The sequence below is a fragment of the Oceanospirillum beijerinckii DSM 7166 genome (assembly GCF_000422425.1).
GTDB lineage: Bacteria > Pseudomonadota > Gammaproteobacteria > Pseudomonadales > Halomonadaceae > Oceanospirillum > Oceanospirillum beijerinckii.
This window is the reverse complement of the sequence record NZ_AULT01000006.1, coordinates 149,688-164,737: the sequence shown is the minus strand read 5'-3', so window position 1 is coordinate 164,737 and position 15,050 is coordinate 149,688. Positions and strand designations below refer to the sequence as shown.

Annotated in this window: 15 protein-coding genes; 6 read left to right on the top strand and 9 right to left on the bottom strand. The window is 48.3% G+C overall.

Features of this window, described 5'->3' with window-relative positions; all coding sequences use genetic code 11:
* Window positions 1–7: 7 nt before the first annotated feature.
* From ispC to rpsB, 7 genes are all read right to left on the bottom strand, one after another.
* Window positions 8–1,222: a 1-deoxy-D-xylulose-5-phosphate reductoisomerase gene (gene ispC / locus H579_RS0101520; RefSeq protein ID WP_028299195.1), complete on the bottom strand. Its 1,215-nt coding sequence runs from the start codon at window positions 1,220–1,222 to the stop codon at window positions 8–10.
* The gene (locus H579_RS0101515) at window positions 1,219–2,034 is read right to left on the bottom strand and encodes a phosphatidate cytidylyltransferase (RefSeq protein ID WP_028299194.1); all 816 of its coding nucleotides are present in this window, start codon (window positions 2,032–2,034) and stop codon (window positions 1,219–1,221) included. The genes ispC and H579_RS0101515 overlap by 4 nt, the downstream gene beginning before the upstream one ends.
* Window positions 2,027–2,773 carry an undecaprenyl pyrophosphate synthase gene (locus H579_RS0101510; protein ID WP_028299193.1) on the bottom strand — a complete coding sequence of 249 codons (747 nt, stop codon included), beginning with the start codon at window positions 2,771–2,773 and terminating at the stop codon, window positions 2,027–2,029. The genes H579_RS0101515 and H579_RS0101510 overlap by 8 nt, the downstream gene beginning before the upstream one ends.
* 47 nt (window positions 2,774–2,820) lie before the next feature.
* On the bottom strand, window positions 2,821–3,378 hold the full coding sequence (gene frr / locus H579_RS0101505; protein WP_028299192.1) for a ribosome recycling factor: 558 nt from the start codon (window positions 3,376–3,378) through the stop codon (window positions 2,821–2,823).
* Between the two features lie 4 nt (window positions 3,379–3,382).
* Complete coding sequence (gene pyrH / locus H579_RS0101500; protein WP_036565016.1) at window positions 3,383–4,114, bottom strand: UMP kinase; 732 nt, start codon at window positions 4,112–4,114, stop codon at window positions 3,383–3,385.
* A 116-nt stretch (window positions 4,115–4,230) separates the two neighbouring features.
* Window positions 4,231–5,100, bottom strand: coding sequence for a translation elongation factor Ts (gene tsf, locus H579_RS0101495; RefSeq protein ID WP_028299190.1), 870 nt, complete (start codon window positions 5,098–5,100; stop codon window positions 4,231–4,233).
* 119 nt (window positions 5,101–5,219) lie between these two features.
* Complete coding sequence (gene rpsB / locus H579_RS0101490; RefSeq protein ID WP_028299189.1) at window positions 5,220–5,951, bottom strand: 30S ribosomal protein S2; 732 nt, start codon at window positions 5,949–5,951, stop codon at window positions 5,220–5,222.
* Window positions 5,952–6,490: 539 nt separating this feature from the next.
* Here rpsB and map point away from each other — a divergent pair.
* Window positions 6,491–7,264, top strand: a complete 774-nt coding sequence (gene map / locus H579_RS0101485; protein WP_028299188.1) for a type I methionyl aminopeptidase — start codon at window positions 6,491–6,493, stop codon at window positions 7,262–7,264.
* A gap of 15 nt (window positions 7,265–7,279) precedes the next feature.
* Window positions 7,280–9,973, top strand: coding sequence for a [protein-PII] uridylyltransferase (locus tag H579_RS0101480; protein ID WP_028299187.1), 2,694 nt, complete (start codon window positions 7,280–7,282; stop codon window positions 9,971–9,973).
* Window positions 9,974–10,098: 125 nt separating this feature from the next.
* Here the strand turns inward: H579_RS0101480 and H579_RS23810 are convergent, their stop codons facing one another.
* Window positions 10,099–10,569, bottom strand: coding sequence for an Rrf2 family transcriptional regulator (locus tag H579_RS23810; RefSeq protein WP_051227205.1), 471 nt, complete (start codon window positions 10,567–10,569; stop codon window positions 10,099–10,101).
* A gap of 854 nt (window positions 10,570–11,423) precedes the next feature.
* On the opposite strand from H579_RS23810, the gene H579_RS0101465 reads away from it, so the two are divergent.
* Together H579_RS0101465 and H579_RS0101460 are read left to right on the top strand one after the other, a co-directional pair.
* The gene (locus H579_RS0101465; protein ID WP_028299185.1) at window positions 11,424–12,356 is read left to right on the top strand and encodes a DHH family phosphoesterase; all 933 of its coding nucleotides are present in this window, start codon (window positions 11,424–11,426) and stop codon (window positions 12,354–12,356) included.
* A 249-nt stretch (window positions 12,357–12,605) separates the two neighbouring features.
* Window positions 12,606–12,914, top strand: coding sequence for an Rdx family protein (locus H579_RS0101460; protein ID WP_036565013.1), 309 nt, complete (start codon window positions 12,606–12,608; stop codon window positions 12,912–12,914).
* Window positions 12,915–13,032: 118 nt separating this feature from the next.
* Here the strand turns inward: H579_RS0101460 and H579_RS0101455 are convergent, their stop codons facing one another.
* Window positions 13,033–13,527, bottom strand: coding sequence for a HugZ family pyridoxamine 5'-phosphate oxidase (locus H579_RS0101455; protein ID WP_036565011.1), 495 nt, complete (start codon window positions 13,525–13,527; stop codon window positions 13,033–13,035).
* A 157-nt stretch (window positions 13,528–13,684) separates the two neighbouring features.
* Here H579_RS0101455 and H579_RS0101445 point away from each other — a divergent pair, with 157 nt between their 5' ends.
* Together H579_RS0101445 and H579_RS0101440 are read left to right on the top strand one after the other, a co-directional pair.
* Entirely contained in the window at window positions 13,685–14,584 is a 900-nt protein-coding gene (locus H579_RS0101445) for a DMT family transporter (protein ID WP_028299182.1), read from the top strand.
* Window positions 14,585–14,820: 236 nt separating this feature from the next.
* Window positions 14,821–15,048, top strand: a complete 228-nt coding sequence (locus H579_RS0101440; protein ID WP_028299181.1) for a DUF1653 domain-containing protein — start codon at window positions 14,821–14,823, stop codon at window positions 15,046–15,048.
* Window positions 15,049–15,050: the final 2 nt, after the last annotated feature.

Here is a 15,050-nt window from a genome sequence, read left to right as displayed (position 1 = left end):
ATTCTTATTAATGCGCTTTGATACCGGATACAGGCAAACGTTCCAGCCAACGCCGACTAAAGTCGCGGGCACAGCGATCATCCGCAAGAATCTGCTCAAGTGAGTTCGCTGAATGAGACTCCAGGCTTTCTAATGCCTGTTCACATAGTTGAGCTATCTGGGTAAAACCGATATGTCGCAGCAGAAAGGCCTCAACAGCGATTTCATTAGCCGCATTTAAAATTGCCGGAGCGGTCCCCCCCTGACAGAAACTCTCTTTTGCCAAACGCAAACAGGGAAACAGGGACTCGTCAGCGGGCTCAAAGTCCAGCTGAGCCACTTGAAAAAGATCCAACGGCCCAACCCCGGCATCGATACGTTCCGGCCAGGCCAGGCCATAGGCGATTGGTGTGCGCATATCAGGGTTACCCATCTGAGCGATCACAGAGCCATCATTATAGGAGACCATAGAATGGATAATACTTTGCGGATGCACCACCACTTGAATCTGTTGTGGCTGTACCGCAAATAGCCAACAGGCTTCAATCAACTCCAGACCTTTGTTCATCAAGGTAGCAGAATCAACAGATATTTTTTGCCCCATGGACCAGTTCGGATGAGCCACGGCCTGCTCAGGAGTGACCTGCTCAAGCGCAGCAGCAGAGAAAGTGCGAAAAGGCCCCCCCGATGCCGTCAGAAGAATCTGACGCACCCCCCGATCCGGCAGGCTACCAGCCTCAAAATGAGTGCCCAATTCAGGTAAACACTGAAATATCGCATTGTGCTCACTGTCAATAGGCAGCAACTCGGCACCAGAGGCCTTTACCGCATCCATAAACAACTGACCAGACATCACCAGAGCTTCTTTGTTGGCCAGCAGGATGCGCTTACCGGCTTTAACTGCTGCCAACGCCGGCAATAAACCTGCCGCACCAACAATAGCGGCTACCACGGTATCCACCTCTGGTGCACGGGAAACTTCTTCCAGCGCCTCTGCACCTACTAAAACCTGGGTATCCAGGCCCGTAATTTTAGCCGTTAAAGCAGTACGTGCTTTATTGTCAGGCACCACAGCATAAACCGGTTTAAAGGTCTGACAGATCTCAGCCAAACGATCCACACGGCTAAAACCAGATACCGCAAACAGCTGATAGCGCCCGGGGTGGCGAGCGATAATATCCAGGGTACTCTGCCCGATGGAACCTGTACCGCCAAGCAAGCAGATCTGTTTGACAGCACTCATAAACTCAAACCGGTTAATTTCAGACTTAGAACAAAAATAGGCGCTGCCGCAGTCAGGCTATCAATACGATCCATCACCCCACCATGCCCTGGCAGTAAATTACTGCTGTCCTTAATACCCCTAAACCGCTTCACCATACTTTCCAATAGATCACCCAGCACAGATACAGCAGTAACCAGCAGAGTCACCAGCACAAGAATAACAACCTGGCTGAAACTAAGCTGCCAATATGATCCCGCCAGTACTGCCAACACACCAGTAGCCAGCATGCCGCCATAGACCCCCTCCCGAGTCTTACCGGGGCTGACCTTAGGTGCCAACTTCTGTTTGCCAAAATTTTTACCCGCAAAGTAAGCCCCAATATCCGCACACCATACCAGCAACAAGATATAAAGAAGCGCTTCTTTACCCAGCCACTCACTGGTTCTCAGTTCAACAAAGGCAACCCAGCAAGGTACCAGTACAGCCAAGCCCATCAAGAGCCTGCGCATCACCCCTGCCCAGCGTTTTTTATCGGGATACTGCCTGACAAAGCGAAAAGCAAAGAGCCAGCCAATAGCTGATATGGAGAGAATAACAAGGCCCAGCGTATCAGTTCTGACAGCATTCAAACCTAACAACAGCACACCGACAGAAGCAGGGTAAAGCAGGCAGCCGATTTTATCGGCACCCGACAAGTTTGCCCATTCCCAGCTAGCTATCAGGACAATGAGGGAGACGAATAAAATATAGTAACCATCAGCCAGACCAAACAGTCCCCACAGGGCCAAAGGCGCTAAAATAGACGCAGTTATAATTCTTTGTTTAAGCATCAACTTTTCCTTCAACCTGCTCACTGGTCTTACCAAAGCGCCTTTGGCGACCACTGTAATCTTCTATAGCCTCCACTAACGCCTGTTCACGAAAATCAGGCCACAGCAAATCGCTGTAATAAAACTCAGTGTAGGCAAACTGCCAAAGCAGGAAATTGCTGATTCTCTGCTCTCCGGCGGTACGGATACAGAGATCGGGAGCAGGTAAATCATGCAGTGAAACCATCCGGCTCAGCTGCTCTTCTGTAATGTCATCAGGCTGCAGTGTTCCCTCTGCCACCTGTTGCGCCAACTGACGGGCCGCCTGGGCAATATCCCAGCGCCCGCCATAGTTGGCAGCAACATTTAACTGTAAAGCGGTATTATCTTGCGTCAGTGTTTCCGCATCAGCGATGGCCTGCTGAATGTCACTGCTAAAGCCTGACTTTTCGCCAATAATCCGCAAGCGAATATTATGCTTGTGTAGCTGTTTAATCTCCCGACGCAGGGACAACAGAAACAGCTCCATTAAGGCGTTCACCTCTTGAGCCGGTCGTTGCCAGTTCTCACTGCTGAAAGCAAATAGGGTTAATGCTTCAACACCCTGCTGCATACAGGCACGGATCACAGCGCGAACAGCATCCGCTCCAGCTTTGTGGCCTGCAACACCTGGAAGAAAACGTTTTTTTGCCCATCGGTTATTACCATCCATAATGATGGCAATATGCCGTGGCATATTTTTAATTTTTTTGGAATCCATGAAAAGGCAACACAAAGGCGCCCATCAAAGGATGGGCGCGGGAGACATTAGACCTGCATCAGGTCTTTTTCTTTTGCAGCAAGAACGACACCCACTTCTGCGACATATTTGTCAGTCAGTTTCTGGATAGTGTCCTCAGCGCGACGCTCTTCATCCTCAGTGATCTCCTTCTCTTTCAGCAGATCTTTAACTGAGCTATTGGCATCACGACGGATATTGCGGATTGCAACCTTACCGTTTTCGGCTTCCTGACGCGCCTGACGGATATAACCTTTACGGGTCTCTTCAGTCAGAGGAGGCATAGGAACGCGAATTACCGTACCGGCAGAGTTTGGATTCAGGCCCAGATCAGACTTCATAATCGCCTTCTCAATGGCTGGAACCAACTGCTGCTCCCAAGGCTGGATACTCAGGGTACGAGCATCTTCGATGTTGATATTGGCTACCTGGCTCAGAGGCGTCTGAGCACCGTAGTAATCAATCGTTACACTTTCCAGAATACTGGGATGCGCACGGCCTGTACGGATTTTAGCAAATGCATGAGTCAGAGCTTCCACGCTCTTTTTCATCCGTTGTTCTGCATCGCTTTGAATCTCATTGATCACAGAATTACCCTCTATCAATTAATGTGCCTTCGTCGCCACCAACCACCAGGTTCAGCAACGCGCCTGGCTTATTCATATCAAATACGCGCACCGGCATGTTATGATCACGCACCAAGCAGATCGCTGTCAGATCCATCACTTCCAGCTTCTGCTCCAGAGCACTATCATAACTCAGACGATCATATTTCACAGCGTCTGCGAATTTAACCGGATCTTTATCATAAACCCCGTCTACCTTCGTGGCCTTAATCACCACATCAGAGTTGACTTCAATGCCACGCAAACAGGCGGCAGAGTCTGTGGTAAAGAACGGATTACCAGTACCGGCGCTAAAGATTACCACATCTCCGGATGTCATATAACGGATTGCGGTACGACGATCGTAATGCTCCACCACACCACTCATCGGAATCGCTGACATCACACGGGTGCGGATATTGGCACGTTCCAGTGCATCACGCATTGCCAGACCGTTCATTACGGTAGCCAGCATGCCCATATGGTCGCCAGTCACACGATCCAGCCCCGCCTCACCTAGGGTTGCACCACGGAACAGGTTACCACCACCGATAACCAGACCGACCTGCACACCGATCCCCACCAGCTGACCGATCTCCAGCGCCATACGGTTCAATACAGCGGAATCGATACCAAAGTTTTGCTCACCCATCAGGGCTTCGCCACTGAGCTTCAAAAGAATACGTTTGTATTGAGATGATTTGTCATTTGCAGGCATATTCGCGGTCTCCGGCAAGCAAAAATAAAGGGGTCAAAAAAAGCGGGGGTATATCATAATAATGGCGCGTGCAACTTTCGCCACACACGCCATTATCAGCACTCAGAAAGAACGAATTAAGCCAGGCCAGCCTGCTTACGTACTTCCTCAGCAAAGTCTTCTTCAATTTTCTCGATACCTTCACCCACTTCAAAACGAGTGAAAGATACAACTTCGCCGCCGTTAGCTTTAACGTATGCACCAACAGTTTGAGCAGGATCTTTAACGAAAGCTTGCTCTACCAGGCTGTTTTCTGCCAGGAATTTCTTCACACGACCCATAGCCATTTTCTCTTTGATCTCTTCTGGCTTGCCTTCCATATCCGGCTGCGCCATGATGATCTCTTTCTCTTTCTGCAGCTCAGCTTCTGGCATATCTGCAGGCAGAGCAACACGAGGGTTAGCCGCCGCAGTATGCATTGCAACGTCTTTAGCCACTTCGTCGTTACCGCCAGTCAGAACAGACAGTACACCGATACGACCACCGTGTACGTATGCACCTACCAGACCACCTTCCGGAGCTTCAACAACTGCTGCACGACGTACAGAGATGTTTTCACCGATCTTCTGAACCAGAGCTTCACGCGCTGCTTCCAGCTCACCTTCCATCAGCTTAGCGATGTCAGTTTCTTTAGTTTCGAATACTTTAGTCGCAACAGCGTCAACGAAACCTTTGAAGTTGTCGTCACGAGCAACAAAATCAGTCTCGGAGTTCACTTCCAGAACGATACCGTAGCTGCCATCTTCAGCTACTTTAGTCGCTACTGCGCCGTCAGCTGCAACACGGCTTGCTTTTTTAGCCGCTTTCATACCGCTGGACTTACGCAGGTTTTCAATTGCCAGTTCGATATCGCCGTCTGTTTCTCTCAGAGCGCTTTTGCACTCCAGCATGCCCAGGCCCGTACGCTCACGCAGTTCTTTTACCATAGATGCGCTGATTGCAGCCATGACTATAACCTCTTGATCTGAATATAAATAAACTGGATTTGCAAAAGGGGGCTAATGCCCCCTTATGCAGAGTTAACTGTTGCTGTTATTAAAATAACAGCCGAGTATGACAACAGATATTACTCTGCAGACTCTTCGCTAACTTCTACGAATTCGTCTTCGCTAACAGCGCCGTCTTTACCCTGCAGGCATGCGTTTGCAACACCTTGAGCGTAAATCTGGATTGCGCGAATCGCGTCGTCGTTACCAGGAACAACGAAATCAACACCATCTGGGTTGCTGTTAGTATCAACGATACCAATTACAGGGATACCCAGCTTGTTTGCTTCGTTGATCGCGATACGCTCGTGATCTACATCGATAACAAACAGTGCGTCTGGCAGACCACCCATGTCTTTGATACCACCGATAGAACGCTCCAGCTTGGCCATTTCGCGAGTGTTCATCAGAGCTTCTTTTTTGGTCAGCTTGTCGAACGTACCATCGTTCTGCATAGCTTCCAGATCGCGCAGGCGACGGATAGACTGACGGATAGTCTTGTAGTTAGTCAGCATACCACCTAACCAACGGTGGTTAACGTATGGCATGCCAGCGCGAGTCGCTTCTTCTTTGATCACCTTGCTTGCAGCACGCTTAGTACCAACAAACAGTACCTTGTTTTTGCCAGCAGACAGCTTTTCAACAAAGCTCAGAGCATCATTCAGCGCAGGAACAGTGTGCTCCAGGTTGATGATATGGATCTTGTTACGAGCACCAAAAATGAACTTGGACATTTTTGGGTTCCAGTAACGGGTTTGGTGACCAAAGTGAGCACCTGCTTTCAGCAGATCACGCATAGAAACTTGAGACATTTTGACTCCTAATTAGGGTTAAACCTCCATACACCCCATAGTCCAACCCAGAGAAAAAAAGAATCTCCAGGCACCCAGAACTACGTGCCGGTATATGTGTGTCGTTTAATTTAAGATTAACCTGCAATAAAACACGATTACTCGTAGATAGTAAAAACCAGCTCGGAGCAGCTCGTTGAATCACACAGGCGGGCGGCTTTATACCATAGATTTACTATAATATAAAGAAACGAGCCTGACAGAGACAAAATAAGCACCATTTTCCCTGTTAGGATGAAAAAAACTCCAGCTAATTATCGACATTTGATTAATTAATCCCCTCTCCCCTCTCCCACAGCAAAGCAATAAGGGTTAACATCACGGGTTATTTTGCAAAGTATTGAACACTGCCTGCGCTATCCGGTTCTGTTGATATCCGAAATACTCATCCAGCGATGCACAGCATACGAGTGGCAAGACTAAACAACAGACCGATAGCCATTACCTGATTGATACTGATTCTTAAAGTTACTCAAGAATAATTTTCAGATACCAACGACATGACTGTAATTATCAAAACACCCGAAGAGATCGAAAAGATGCGCGTGGCAGGCCGGCTGGCCGCCGAGGTTCTGGAGATGATAGAGCCCCATGTAAAAGCGGGGATCAGCACTGAAGAGCTAAACCGTATCTGCCACGACTATATTGTCAATGTGCAGAATGCGATTCCTGCGCCACTGAATTACCATGGCTTCCCTAAATCTATCTGTACCTCCGTCAATCAGGTAATTTGCCACGGCATTCCCAGCGAAAGCAAAATTCTGAAAAACGGCGATATCATTAATGTGGACATCACCGTAATCAAAGACGGCTACCACGGTGATACCAGTAAGATGTTTCTCATTGGCGAACCCAAGGTTCAGGCCCGCCGTCTGTGTCAAGTGACCCAGGAATGCCTGTATAAAGCTCTGGCAATTGTTCGTCCAGGCACCACTCTGGGAGATATCGGGGCAGTGATTCAACAACACGCTGAATCCTTTGGCTTCTCTGTGGTCCGAGAGTACTGCGGCCACGGTATCGGCAAAGGCTTTCATGAAGAACCTCAAGTTGTCCATTACGGCAAAGCTGGAACAGGTCTTGCTTTAAAAGAAGGCATGACACTGACTATTGAGCCAATGATCAATGCAGGCAAGCGTCACTGCAAAACCCTGAAAGATGAATGGACCGTGGTCACTAAAGATCGCAGCCTGTCAGCCCAGTATGAGCACACCATTCTGGTTACTGCAGATGGCTGTGAAATTTTGACTAAGCGCCAAGAAGAAACCGATCTGTAACGGATTTAATTGCCCATGCCTTTAACACCCTATGAGTTTGAGCCCGATCCTTCACTGTTTAACAAGCACGCCTTTAGACAGGAGCTCAGCAACGCCCGGTCTGCGATTACTTTATTCAAGCAAGCCATTCAGACCGCCCAGGGAAAGCTTAACCAGAGATTTATGGACGGCGCAGATATCAGGGATCTGGTGCATGGGCGCGCCTGGTTTATTGACCAATTGCTCAGCGTTGCCTGGGAACAGTACGAATGGCCAGACAATAACGTCAGTCTACTGGCGGTCGGCGGTTATGGCCGTGGCGAGCTCCACCCTCACTCCGATATCGACCTGCTGATTTTACTGCGCGATGATGATGACACCCCTTACCGGGAGAATCTGCAGCAGTTTGTTACCTTCCTGTGGGATATCAGCCTGGATATCGGCCATAGCGTCCGCTCTCTCAGTGACTGTGAGCGAGAAGCCAAAGCTGACATTACTGTCGCAACCAACCTGCTGGAAAACCGCACCATTATTGGGCCTGATAGCCTGCGTGTAGAGATGGTGCACCGCTTAGATACAGACAAAATGTGGAGCAGCAGTGAGTTCTTCGAAGCCAAATGGCAGGAGCAAATCACACGTCACTATAAGTACAACAATAATGTGTACAACCTTGAGCCGAATATCAAAAGCTCTCCGGGTGGCCTAAGGGATATTCAGATGATCGGCTGGGTGGCGAAACGCCATTTTGGCACCCACACTCTGGAAGGTCTGATGAAGGAAGGCTTTCTTACCGAATCTGAAGTACGCATTATGGAACAGGGGCAGGCATTCTTATGGCAGGTGCGTTATGCTCTGCATATGACCGCCAAACGCGCCGAAGATCGCCTACTGTTTGATCATCAGCGCACCCTGGCCGAGCTCTTTGGTTATGTGGATAACGATGAACGCCTGGCGGTTGAGCAGTTTATGCGCCGCTACTACCGTGTCGTAATGTCACTAACCGAACTCAACGACGTACTGATGCAGCACTTTGACGACGCTATTTTGCAATCTCAACACGTAGCAGAAATCGTCCCGCTAAACAAACGCTTTCAGATCGTTAATCGCAAAATAGAAGCGACTCATAGCCGGGTCTTTGAACAGACCCCTTTTGCCTTGTTGGAAATTTTTCTGCTCATGGCAGAAAACCCTCAGATCGAAAGTGTACGAGCCTCAACGATTCGCCTGTTGAGGGATTGCCGCCACCTGATCGACGAAAGCTTCCGTCAGGATATCCGCCACTCCTCACTGTTTATGGAGCTTCTGCGCAGCCCCAACAATGTCGCACGACAACTGCGACGCATGAGTCGCTACGGCATTTTAGGCAAGTATTTACCGGAGTTCGGCTATGCCATTGGTCTGATGCAACATGATCTGTTTCATATCTACACCGTTGATGCTCACACTCTACTGCTCTTAAAATTCCTGCATAAGTTCCAGAAAGAGGAAGCGCGGAAAGAGTTTCCATTTGCCGCCCAAATCATCCACCGCCTGCCAAAACCCGAGCTGGCGATTATCGCCGGACTTTATCATGATATCGGCAAAGGGCGAGGCGGCGACCACTCTGAACTAGGCGCAAAAGACGCCTTAGTTTTCTGCGAGCGTCATCATCTGAGCAAGTATGACGCCCGCCTGGTGAGCTGGCTGGTAGAGCATCATCTATTAATGTCTGTAACAGCACAAAAGAAAGATATTTCCGACCCGGAGATCATTCAGGAATTCGCCCTGATTGTTCGTGACGAAGCGCGCCTGAATTACCTATATGTGCTGACTGTTGCTGATATTAACGCGACGAATCCCAATCTCTGGAACAGCTGGAGAGCCACTTTACTACAGCAACTCTATGTGGAAACCAAACGCGCACTGCGCCGCGGCCTGGAAAATCCTGTAGAACGCGAAGAGTGGATCGAAGAAACCCAGAAAGATGCCTTGGCATTGCTGCATAAATGGGGCGTAGAAGAAACCAAAATCTGGCCACTGTGGAACACCTTGGGCGAAGATTACTTTTTACAGGATACCGCACGGGAGATCGCCTTCCAGACAGAGCAAATCCTGCAACATAAAGACCCTAACCTGCCATTAGTATTGGTGACCAATCCTAATAAAGTTGAGCAGGTGGGCGGCACCAAGGTGTTTATCTATACCCAGGAAGAACCTCATCTGTTTGCAGCCACCGTGGCAGCGATGGAACAGCTCAACTTAAACATTCACGATGCACGCATCAGTAGCTCCAGCAACAACTACAGCCTGGATACCTACATTGTGCTTGAACACAATGGCGAGCCGATTCGCGACCCGGAACGTATCAAGCAGATCAAAGAGATCCTGATCGAAGAACTGGATGACCCGGCAGACTACAGCGATATTGTGCAACGTCGCACACCACGCCAGATGAAGCACTTCACCATGCCAACTCAGGTGACGATCAGTACAGATCCTCAGACTCAGCGCACCCTGCTGGAAGTATTAACCCCTGATCGTCCCGGCCTGCTCGCTCGCATCGGTCGCATCTTTGTTGAGATGGATATTAACCTGCTCAACTCCAAGATTGTCACCTTGGGTGAACGGGTAGAGGATATTTTTGTGATTACCGACCGCCACCTGAAAGCGATCAGTGATCCAGAACTATGCCGCCAGTTGCAGGACCGCATCTGCAGCGAACTGGACGAACAGGTAACTAAAGGCCAATAACTTTCAACCTTTAACGATAAAAACCCATTCAATTCCTATTTATAACCGAAAAAAGCCGTGTTGAGTCTAACATTCAACACGGCTCTGTCTGACGAAGTAGCGGTGGGGGCTAGATTAAAGCTTAATTAAGAAGCAGCCATGACCTGGATAGGCAGTTCGCCCTCCTTCAGATCCAAGCCCAGAAGATTACGAATATCAGCAGGGTTTTTCAGCAGATCTTTTAAGGTATATTCATCCACCACAGCTAAAAAGGCATCCCGCGCTTTTTTCAACATAGGTTTCATGTCACATGCACCTGTCAGAGGACAGATTAGTTTGTCACAATCCACAATCTCCAGGGATGTTTCAAAATCCCGTACCATTTTTCCAATGGATACCTCTGAAGGCTCCATATTGATGCGCATGCCGCCATACTTTCCACGCACAGTCTGGATATAACCCAGCTGGCCCAGTTTATGAACGATTTTCATCAGGTGGTTGCGCGAAATCTCAAAATGATGCGCAATATCGCTAATGGTTACCAGTTCGTCAGACTGCTGCACCCCAAGGAACATAAGTACACGTATGGCATAGTCTGTTTGACGAGTGAGTTGCATAGTGTACGACCCCCTTTTATTCCTGTTAATCCTGTGCTGAAACCCAGGGACATCCTGTTAGGCTTCAAGTTAATTTGATACTAACACAGGTATTGCTGCTTAAATTGTATATCTTTTGCAAGTAAATGCTGCTTTTTATGTACAACTTGACCCACAAGTTGTGTAAAAGTTTAACAGAACTAAGGATAAAAACTCTAACCTAGTTCACAAAAGAGGGAGGTGTGAAATTACGTAACATTTTATTTCAAAATGCCGCCTTTACATTAGCAATGTCAACGTTACGGGTAACGCCCTTAACTTTTGGCATTAGAGATATGCAGCTGACCGCTCCCTTCATCGCACGACCCTATTTGACGCACAAATATAAACTTACACAAAAATGTTTCGATATCTTTTGGCCAACCGCTGAAGAGCAAGCCGACCACTGCAGATAAGCATTTATGTAAGTGCTTGATTATGTCACCGCCATTAAGTGTAAATTCCGACATTGAAGCACTGTGTCCTCTGCTATGATTATCTTATTTGCTCTGCCATGGTTGAAAAACGACAGATAACAAACAGAGTATGTTTGATCTGGTGTACACTTTAAAAAGGCACCTGATCCAGCAAATTATCTGTAGAAGGTTGCAAAATAGCACCTCAGACAATGCGCGACCCAACAAAAATATTTTAATGCTCATAAAACCAAAGCGTTAGACAGTCTTTTATAGAGACAATTTTGTTTGGATACGTCGTAATAATCGAAGCTTACGGTTCTCTGAGGTGCAGATAAATGGTATGTTTAGCATCAGGAATTAATGGGTGGTGCATCACAGCATAAGTGCATGCACCCGGCGTATTTACAGGAGAGACTGATGTCAGGTCAAAAGTTCCGACTGGTTACCCGCAGTGATTTTGACGGTCTGGTTTGCGCGGTGCTACTGAAGCATCTGGATATGATTGATGACATTCTGTTTGTGCATCCAAAAGACATGCAGGATGGAAAGATTGAAATTGCAGGTACGGATATCACCACCAACCTGCCGTATGTAAAAGGCTGTCACCTGGCGTTTGATCACCACCTGAGTGAGACGCTGCGTAATGACGGTAATATCGATAACCATATTATCGATCCTGAAGCGCCATCTGCTGCCCGTGTCGTTTATGACTACTATGGTGGTGCGGAGAAATTCCCAGCATCCTGGGACGATATGATGGATGCGGTAGACAAAGGCGACTCAGCTCAGTTTAACCGTGAAGAGATCCTGAAGCCGGAAGGTTGGGTTCTGATGAACTTCCTGATGGATGCCCGTACCGGTCTGGGTCGTTTCCGTGAGTTCCGTATCTCTAACTACCAACTGATGATGCAGTTGATCGATTACTGTGCTAACCACGATATCGACGACATTCTGAAGCTGGAAGACGTAAAAGAGCGTGTGGATCTGTACTTTGAACAGGAAGCGAAAGCGGTTGAGCAGATTAAGCGCTGCAGCACCGTGCACGGCAACCTGGTTGTACTGGATCTGCGCGAAGAAGAGACGATCTGGGCAACTAACCGCTTTATGATCTACGCAATGTTCCCAGAGTGTAATATCTCTATCCACCAGATGTGGGGCCTGAAAAAACAGAATACTGTTTTTGCGGTGGGTAAATCCATTCTGAACCGTTCATCCAACACCAATGTGGGTGAACTGTGTCTGCAATATGGCGGTGGCGGTCACCTTAACGCCGGTACTTGTCAGATCGACAACGACAAAGTAGACGAGTCCCTGCAAGCGGTTATTGCCAAAATTAATGCAGACGGCTAAAACCGGCGGCTTGATTATGGCGGGCTAACCCCAACGTAATTACTATTAATGCAACAAGCGCTATTAAAAGCCCTGGCAGATGCCGGGGCTTTGTCTTTCCTGGCATTTAATTAATCAGAGCAATATTTAAGCCCCCCCGGTTTTGGGCTGAGAGTCTTACGATACATTTTTGTAGGCACTAAAAGTGTCAAAATGTCATGCAGATGCTGCCAGCCAGGTGACCTGATAACGATATATAAGGAGCGCCCCGTGAGTAATACAGCGGATAACAACCACAAACCAAGAATAGCGATCTATTACTGCACCCAATGTAACTGGATGCTAAGAGCGGCCTGGATCGCTCAGGAGATCCTGCATACCTTCAGCGATGATGTACGTGAAGTGGCCTTAGTGCCTGCGACAGGTGGTTTATACGAGATTTTCCTGGATGAGCATAAGCTTTGGTGTCGTAAAGCAGATGATGGCTTCCCGGGGGCAAAAGAGATCAAACAACGTATCCGAGATCAGATCGACCCAGAGCGTTCACTGGGCCACTCCGATTCACCGGTTAAGCGTTAAGTCATCTGAAAAATCAGGCAGGCGCTAAACCGGTGAGCGGCGGTACGACTCATCAAGTCATCAAGCTATAACGCTTGATGACAATAATGACAGGAAAGGCCGTGTTATCACGGATAGATCAGCTGCGCTTGAGGTGTTCGATCTGATTTAAGCCTTCACCGGACAGCGAGTAGGCCTGACCAAAGCCACGCACATAGGTGGCGCGTTCGGGCACCAGGCGCAGCAGGTGAAAATCATCCAGGCTTTTTAGCAGTTCGATAATTTCACCAAAACGTTTCTGCATCTGTTCCAGGCGCAGCTCAAACTCTTTGTTATCCCGCTCAATCAGTTGAGATTGACCGATACAGACAAAGCGGCGACGGGCAAACATCTGGCGCGTGTCCTGCTCATCAGCGATCAGCATCCAGGAGGCTTTGCCGTTATTCAGCAGATGCCGGGTATGGGCGGCCAGTTCACTGACAAAGATATAGTGGTTGCCTTCGGCATCTTCGATAAAGGGCGCATAGCTGGCTTCAGGCCATTGTGCTTCATTTAAAGTTGCCAAAATCAGGCTTTGGCATTGGCTACGAAACTCATGTTGTTCAGCCTGAACTTCACTAAGGCTCAGTGACATGCTTTATCCTCGGCAATTTATCTTCACTCGAATGAGCGAATAAGCATACGCCGAAAATGGACTTTGATACAGCAGGGGATGGCGTCTCTGTGCTGAGCTTATTTTCTATAGACCCTGTTTCTCGCATCGGTCTGTTTGTTAATTTTCTGGAGTTGTTATGACTGATATTCAAGCACCTCATAATGAGCGTGCGGCAGTCACTTATGCACTGGCTGCTGTGATGATGTGGTCCACCGTCGCCACCGCTTTTAAAATTGCGCTGGAGTATCTACCCCCAGCGCAATTGTTGTTATGGGCGTCATTTTTTTCGTTACTGGTATTAGCAGCGGTTGTTACAGTACAGAAAAAGTGGTCCCTGTTAAGCCAGTTATCACCCCGTCAATGGTCGGCCTCCTTGTTCTATGGGGCATTAAACCCTGGGCTTTATTATCTGCTGTTATTTGAAGCTTATGACCTGTTACCGGCTCAGGAAGCTCAGGCGTTGAACTACACTTGGGCATTAACCTTAGCCTTTTTGTCGGTGCCTTTTCTGGGGCAGAAGCTGCGTCGACAGGATATCTGGGCGGGTTTGATCTGCTACGGCGGTGTGCTGGTAATTGCCACCCGAGGTGAGGTGTTGTCGCTGCAGTTTGGTAACCTGTTGGGTGTTACACTGGCGCTGTTAAGTACGTTAGTCTGGGCCAGCTACTGGATCTTAAATACCCGGGATCAGCGGGAACCCGTTGTGGGCCTGATGCTGAACTTTGCCTTTGCCATTCCTCTGCTGGTTGCCGTTAATCTATGGCAAGGCGGCCTGCATATTCCCCAATGGCAGGGACTGCTCAGCTCGGTTTATATCGGAGTTTTTGAGATGGGGCTTGCCTTTGTCTGCTGGCTGCAGGGTATGCGCTTAACCAAGCATACGGCCCGGATCAGTAATCTGATTTTTCTATCGCCTTTTGTCTCTCTGGTGCTGATCTATACCATTCTGGATGAGCCGATCTTTATGTCGACACTATTTGGCTTAGCGATGATTTTAGGTGGTATTTTACTGCAGCAGAGAAAGTCTTCGGTCTAAGCGAAGGCCTTCCAATACCATTCACTATCAGTTTCTTGATATTAGGGTAGGCTGGATAAGCGAAGCGCCATCCGACACTGACTCCGACGCCTAATCATTGTCGGAAGGCGCCTTGCGGCTTTTCCGACCTACAACAACTTATCTTGATTGGTATAAAAACAAGGTTGGGTGCGTTTTGTCCAAAGTAGCGGGCAACAAGATAAAAGCTTATTGGATTTACAGAATAAGGTAACTGTATGAGTGATCTAAAACCAGGAATCTATCAACACTATAAAGGCCCTGAATATCAGGTGCTGGGTGTAGCGAAACACAGTGAAACAGAAGAGGCGCACGTAGTATATCGTGCCCTTTATGGTGAACAGGGTTTATGGCTTCGTCCACTGTCCATGTTTGTTGAGCAGGTCGAGCACGAGGGAGAATTGAAGCCCCGCTTCGCTCTGAAGGAAGAGAAACCGGGTATTTGATC

Coding starts and splice junctions, on each gene's coding strand:
- H579_RS0101455 (WP_036565011.1), bottom strand. CDS start 13,527: ATGTCACTGAGCCTTAGTGAAGTTCAGGCTGAACAACATGAGTTTCGT.
- H579_RS0101440 (WP_028299181.1), top strand. CDS start 14,821: ATGAGTGATCTAAAACCAGGAATCTATCAACACTATAAAGGCCCTGAA.
- H579_RS0101465 (WP_028299185.1), top strand. CDS start 11,424: ATGTCAGGTCAAAAGTTCCGACTGGTTACCCGCAGTGATTTTGACGGT.
- rpsB (WP_028299189.1), bottom strand. CDS start 5,951: ATGTCTCAAGTTTCTATGCGTGATCTGCTGAAAGCAGGTGCTCACTTT.
- H579_RS0101445 (WP_028299182.1), top strand. CDS start 13,685: ATGACTGATATTCAAGCACCTCATAATGAGCGTGCGGCAGTCACTTAT.
- ispC (WP_028299195.1), bottom strand. CDS start 1,222: ATGAGTGCTGTCAAACAGATCTGCTTGCTTGGCGGTACAGGTTCCATC.
- H579_RS0101515 (WP_028299194.1), bottom strand. CDS start 2,034: ATGCTTAAACAAAGAATTATAACTGCGTCTATTTTAGCGCCTTTGGCC.
- pyrH (WP_036565016.1), bottom strand. CDS start 4,114: ATGCCTGCAAATGACAAATCATCTCAATACAAACGTATTCTTTTGAAG.
- tsf (WP_028299190.1), bottom strand. CDS start 5,100: ATGGCTGCAATCAGCGCATCTATGGTAAAAGAACTGCGTGAGCGTACG.
- H579_RS0101510 (WP_028299193.1), bottom strand. CDS start 2,773: ATGGATTCCAAAAAAATTAAAAATATGCCACGGCATATTGCCATCATT.
- map (WP_028299188.1), top strand. CDS start 6,491: ATGACTGTAATTATCAAAACACCCGAAGAGATCGAAAAGATGCGCGTG.
- H579_RS0101480 (WP_028299187.1), top strand. CDS start 7,280: ATGCCTTTAACACCCTATGAGTTTGAGCCCGATCCTTCACTGTTTAAC.
- H579_RS23810 (WP_051227205.1), bottom strand. CDS start 10,569: ATGCAACTCACTCGTCAAACAGACTATGCCATACGTGTACTTATGTTC.